Below are 5,985 nucleotides of genomic sequence, written 5' to 3'. Positions count from 1 at the left end.
CTACCATGCCGGGCGATTCCTGCAGCCGCGTAGCCCGCGGCGCAAGGCCTATTTCCCGGAGGACGGCACCATCTACTTCCAGCCGACGGCAGCGCGCTGGGCCGACCTTGCCATCCAGCCCAAGGTGGCCGATGTGATCTGCGAAGGCGGCGACGTGCTCGGCCAGCTCGTGCGCCGTCGCGAGGCGGGCGGGCCCGGGGTCTCGTGCTGGACAGTGTGTTTGCACAACACCCGCCTCGGCATGCTTCACCCCGAGGCCGTCACCCGCAACGCCTTTGGCGATGCCAACTACTACAATCTCTGTCCCTCGCATCCGGACGTGCGCGCCTATGTCCGCGCCTTGGTCGCGGACATCTCGCACGGCTACAGGCCGGACCGGATCGAGCTCGAAAGCCCGTCCTTCATGGGTTTTGCGCATGAGTATCATCACGAGAAGGATGGTGTCGGCCTGGCGCCAGAAGACGATTTCCTGCTCTCGCTGTGCTTCTGCCCGTCCTGCCTGGATCGCGCGGCCAAAGCCGGCGTCAATGGCGCGGCGGCGCAAAAGCTGGTCAGGCAATGGATCGCCGAGACCTGCGAGCGTGCGGTGCCGAAGCGGCGCTTTCCCGACTTTCCGGCAAGTGGGCTCGATATCTTCCTGCCTTGGCCGGAACTCCATGCCTATCTCGTCTGGCGCTTCGAGCCGGTGACCAGCCTGGTCGCCGAGTTGCGCGAGGTGGCGCATCCGGCGACGCGGGTGCTGATCATCGACCTCAAGGACGGCTGGCTCGGCGGCTGCGATCTCGCGGCGCTCGGCAAGGTCTGCGATGGGGCGATCCTGTGCGCCTACGACATGCAGGCGGACGATGTCGCGAGCCTGCTCGAGACCGGCCGCGCGGCGCTCGGCCCGGATAAATTCCTCGGCACCGGCTACCGTCTCTTCTATCCGGAAATGGCCGGCGCGGAAGTGCTCGCCGCCAAGGTGAAGCCGGCGAGGGCGCCGGGCGTCGACGGTATCAACTTCTACAATTACGGCCTCGTCCCCGCCGCGCGGCTCGACTGGGTCGGCGCGGCGCTGTCCGGCTGAGAAGCGGGGCCCGGAACGATATGCCGGCTGATGCATTTTGGCCCTGTGCCAATCAGCTGGAGACATCATGCGAATTGCCCATGTCGCGCCGCTCTACGAGTCCGTGCCGCCGAAACTCTATGGCGGCACCGAACGGATCGTCTCCTACCTAACGGAAGCGCTGGTCGCTCTCGGCCATGAGGTTACGCTGTTTGCCAGCGGCGACAGCCGGACTTCCGCGAGGCTCGTTGCCGGGCGTGAATGCGCGCTTCGCCTCGATCCGCGCCCGAAAAAATCAGAGATAGCCGCGCATCTGGCGATGCTGGCCGAGGTCCGCGAGCGGGCGCACGAATTCGACCTCATCCACTTCCACCTCAGCCATTTCCTGCATTTTTCCTTCTTCGCGGATATGGCCGGACGGACGGTGACGACGCCGCATGGCAGGCTCGACTATGTCGACCTGGCGCCCGCCTACCGGCGCTTCCCACGCTTTCCGATGGTCTCCATCTCACGCAGCCAGAGAGCGGGGCTGGCCGAGGCCAATTGGCTGGCGACGATCCACCATGGCCTGCCGATCGACATCTATCGGCCCGCTTTCGAGACCACGGAAGAGGAACCGTATCTTGCCTTTCTCGGCCGGCTTTCGCGCGACAAGCGGCCGGACCGCGCCATCGAGATCGCGCGCCGCTCTGGGTTGAAGCTGAAGCTGGCGGCCAAGATCGGTGACGTTGATCGTGCCTATTTTCATGACGTTGTTGAGCCGCTGATCGACGGTGACCGCGTCGACTATGTCGGCGAGATCGCCGAGGACGAGAAGGCCGAGTTTCTCGGCAAGGCGGCCGGCCTGCTGTTCCCGATCGATTGGCCCGAGCCGTTCGGCCTTGCTCCGATCGAGGCGATGGCCTGCGGCACGCCATCGATTGCCTGGAATTGTGGCGCCTTGCCTGAGATCATCGATCAGGGCGTGACCGGATTTGTCGTCAATTCGATGGACGATGCGGTCAAGTCCGTGCCGGCATTGCTTCAACTCGACCGTCGAAAGGTGAGGGCTGCCTTCGAAAAGCGGTTTTCCGCCAACAGAATGGCCCGCGACTATGTGGCCGCCTATGGGCGCCTCATCGGTGGTGCGACCGACGCGAAGGCCTCGTGAGAGGCGCCGCCTGATCCGGGGGGCGGAGCAAACGGGAAAAAAAAATGACAGAGCTCGACGAGCGCAAGCTTGATCCCGCCGTAGCCCTTGCCGCTCTGGACGAGACCGCGCCGCGCGAGCCGCACCGGCTGTTCGCGCTGAAACAGGGCGACTGCTTCGCGGTGGCCGACGCTTATGGCGATATCCGGGGCGCCGGCGACGGCTTCTTCCGCGACGACACGCGCGTGCTTTCGGAGTTTCGGCTGACCGTCGGTGGCAGGCAAACATCGCTGCTCGGCGCCTCGCTCAGCCAGGACAATGTGCTGTTCACTAGCAATCTCACCAACCTGCCGGTTCAAAGCGTCGGCGGCCGCGACATTCCGCAGGGCGCGATTCATGTCGAGCGCGTCAGGCTAATCTGGCAGGACCGGCTGTTCGAGCGCATCACGCTTTCCAACTATAGCCAGGAGACCTCGGCGATCCGCGTTTCTCTGCACTTTGCCGCCGATTTCCGCGACATGTTCGAGGTGCGGGGCTCGACAAGGGCAAAGCGCGGCACCGCGCATGCAGCCAAGATCGACGCGACGTCGGTGCTGCTTCGCTATGACGGGCTGGACGGGTTGGCGCGCCTGTCGGCGATATCGTTCTCGCAGGCGCCCGATCGACTGACAGACAGCCGCGCCGATTTCCTCGTCGCGGTGACCAAGCGTTCCAGCAAGGTGCTCTATGTCGAGGTCGGTTCGGAGGCTGTCGACAGCCCGGATCGCGATCGCTTCCGCGCCGCAGCGGCGCGGGCCCGTTTCGGCATGCGGGCAAAGCGCCGCCACGGCGCCACGTTGCACAGTTCCGGCCGCGTCTTCAACGACTGGGTCGAGCGCGCCCGCGCGGATGTGGCGCTGCTCACCACCGAACTCGCGACTGGGCCCTATCCTTATGCCGGCATTCCCTGGTTTTCGACGGCATTCGGCCGCGACGGCGTGATCTCGGCGCTGCAGATGCTCTGGCTCAACCCTGGTCTGGCGCGCGGCGTGCTTGCCTTCCTCGCCCAGCACCAGGCAACCGAGACGTCGCCGTTCAGCGATTCACAGCCCGGCAAGATCATGCACGAGACCCGCAAGGGCGAGATGGCGGCGCTGCGCGAGCTTCCCTTCGGCCGCTACTATGGTGGCGTCGATACCACGCCGCTCTACATCCATCTCGCCTGCGCCTATGCAGATCGCACGGGCGACATGGAATTCATCGACAGGCTGTGGCCGTCGATCAAGGCCGCGGCGGAGTGGACGGAAGAGGCGAGCCGGGAGACCGGTTTCGTCACCTACCAGCGCGCCGCCGAATCCGGCCTCGCCAATCAGGGCTGGAAGGACAGTTTCGACTCGGTCTTTCACGCAGATGGCCGCATCCCCAAGGGCCCGATCGCGCTGGTGGAAGTGCAGGGCTACGTCTTTGCCGCGTTCCGGGGCCTGGCGGCACTCGCCCGCCGCCGGGGCGGATATGCGGAGGCCGAGCATTGGGAGGAGCGCGCCGAAGCCATGCGCGCGGCGGTGGAGAGTCATTTCTGGGCGGACGATCTCGGCTTCTATGCGCTGGCGCTCGACGGCGCCGGCGAGCCCTGCAAGGTGCGGACGTCGAATGCGGGCCACCTTCTGTTTGTCGGATTGCCTGAGCCGGAGCGGGCGAAACTGGTCGCCGACCAATTGCTTTCGGCATCCTTCCATTCGGGCTGGGGCCTGAGAACGCTCTCCGACGACGCGGTGTTCTTCAACCCGATGTCCTACCACAACGGCTCGATCTGGCCGCACGACACCGCCATCTGCGGCGTCGGCCTGGCGCGCTATGGCGAGCGCGAGAGCGTGGTGCGGTTGATGAGTGGCACGTTCGAATCGGCCGTGCATTTCAACATGCGGCTGCCGGAGCTATTCTGCGGCTTCACCCGCGCGCCGGGCGAGGCGCCCATCGCCTATCCGGTCGCCTGCCTGCCGCAGGCCTGGTCGGCCGGCTCCGCCTTCATGCTGATGCAGGCCTGTCTCGGCCTGGAGATCGATGGCTGGGAAGGCGAGATCCGCGTCACGCGGCCAAGGCTGCCGATCGGCATCGACACACTCACGCTTCGACACCTGACCGTCGGCGACAGGGCGGTAGACCTGACCTTCCAGCGCGTGGGCGATCGTGTCGTCGCCTTCCTTGCCGACCGGCATGAGGGTCTGGTGCCGCTCATCGTGCGCACCTGAGATGTGCTGATTTCAGCCGACCTGCAAATGGCGGCTTCCTGCCTTTCGACCGCGCGATCTTCAAGGGATCGCCCCACGGGCCGGAAAATGTCGGAACCGATGCTTCGTTTGTGCGTTGCACAATCACACCGGACGTGCGGCGGTCTGTTCCGTCGCCCGGCAAGGTGTCGAAAACAAGAAGAATGAGTCCCGCGGCGGGCCGGTGGCAAGTTGGCGTTTCAATGACTGATCAAGGCATCGACTTACTGTGGAGCCTGCTCCTGGTAAGTCTTCTACTCTCCGCTCTCGCGGTGTTCTTCTCCATATCGCGGCGCCATCGCAATTCCGCGCCAGCGTCGGTGCCTGTCGCCGGCGAGGATGTGGCTTCCGAGGCGGCACGCAAGGTGCTCAGGGAATTCGAGAAGAATGGCCAGTCGGTCGATGCCGCGCTGGTGACTTGGTCGCCCGAAACCCTGAGAAAGATCCTTCACGAGGACCTGCCGGAAGCGCAGGTGATCGTGGTTTCCAACCGCGAGCCTTACATCCACAACGAAAAGAACGGAGAGGTCGAACTGGTCGTGCCGGCGAGCGGATTGGTTTCGGCGATGGAGCCGATCACGCGCGCTTGCGCCGGCACCTGGATCGCGTATGGCGGCGGCACGGCGGATCGCCAGGTGGTCGACAGTGACGACCGGTTGCAGGTGCCACCCGACAATCCGTCTTACACGCTGCGCAGGGTGTGGTTGAGCGAGGAAGAATATCAGGGCTACTACCTGGGTTTCGCCAACGAGGGCCTGTGGCCCCTCTGCCATATCGCCTTCACGAGGCCGATCTTCCGCGAATCGGACTGGGAGGCCTACGAAGCCGTCAACCGTAAATTCGCCGACACGGTGGTCGCCGAAGCGCGCAACGAGCGGCCGATCGTGCTAGTGCAGGACTATCACTTCGCGCTTTTGCCGCGCATGATCCGCGAACGCCTGCCCGAGGCGATCGTCATCACCTTCTGGCACATCCCGTGGCCGAACTCGGAAGTTTACAGCATTTGCCCCTGGAGGGAGCGTATCCTGGACGGGCTGCTCGGCAGCTCGATCATCGGCTTCCATACCCAGTTCCACGCCAACAATTTCACCGAAAGCGTCGATCGCTTCCTTGAGAGCCGGATCGAGCGGGCAGACGCCGCCATCTCCTATGGCGGCCAGACGACGCTGGTCCACGCCTATCCGATCTCGATCGAATGGCCGCTGCAGCTTCTGGCGAAGCTGCCCGATGTCGCCGAATGCCGCACGCGCGTCCGCGACCGATTTGGACTGTCGGCGGATGTTAAGCTCTGCGTCGGCGTCGAGCGCCTGGACTACACCAAGGGCATTCTCGACCGCTTCCACGCACTGGAGGAATTGTTCACCAGGCATCCCGATCTGATCGGCAAAGTCGTCTTCCTGCAGATCGCCGCACCCAGCAGGGGCACATTGCCAGCCTACAGGCAATTATACGACGAATGCATGCGCTATGCCGACGACCTCAACCAGCGCTATGGCAGTGACGGCTATCGCCCGGTCGTCATCGTGGCCGAGCATCACTCGCAGAAGGCAGTCTACGAGCTGTCT

General features: G+C 64.5%; 4 protein-coding genes. All 4 read left to right on the top strand.

What is annotated here, in order from left to right; genetic code table 11:
- Positions 1-1,066 (top strand): hypothetical protein (locus EN745_RS27830; protein WP_127422738.1); only part of this gene is annotated, 1,066 nt, incomplete at its 5' end.
- Positions 1,067-1,133: 67 nt separating this feature from the next.
- Positions 1,134-2,195, top strand: a complete 1,062-nt coding sequence (locus tag EN745_RS27825; RefSeq protein WP_127422737.1) for a glycosyltransferase family 4 protein — start codon at positions 1,134-1,136, stop codon at positions 2,193-2,195.
- Positions 2,196-2,239: 44 nt separating this feature from the next.
- A complete protein-coding gene (locus EN745_RS27820) occupies positions 2,240-4,402 on the top strand; it encodes an amylo-alpha-1,6-glucosidase (RefSeq protein ID WP_127422736.1) in 2,163 nt (720 codons plus the stop codon).
- 221 nt (positions 4,403-4,623) lie between these two features.
- A partial coding sequence (locus EN745_RS27815) for a trehalose-6-phosphate synthase (RefSeq protein WP_145992160.1) occupies positions 4,624-5,985 on the top strand: 1,362 nt, incomplete at its 3' end.

The sequence above is a fragment of the Mesorhizobium sp. M4A.F.Ca.ET.022.05.2.1 genome, from assembly GCF_003998845.1.
Lineage (GTDB): Bacteria > Pseudomonadota > Alphaproteobacteria > Rhizobiales > Rhizobiaceae > Mesorhizobium.
The sequence above is the reverse complement of the archived record's forward strand: the minus strand, read 5'-3'. Positions and strand labels throughout refer to the sequence as shown.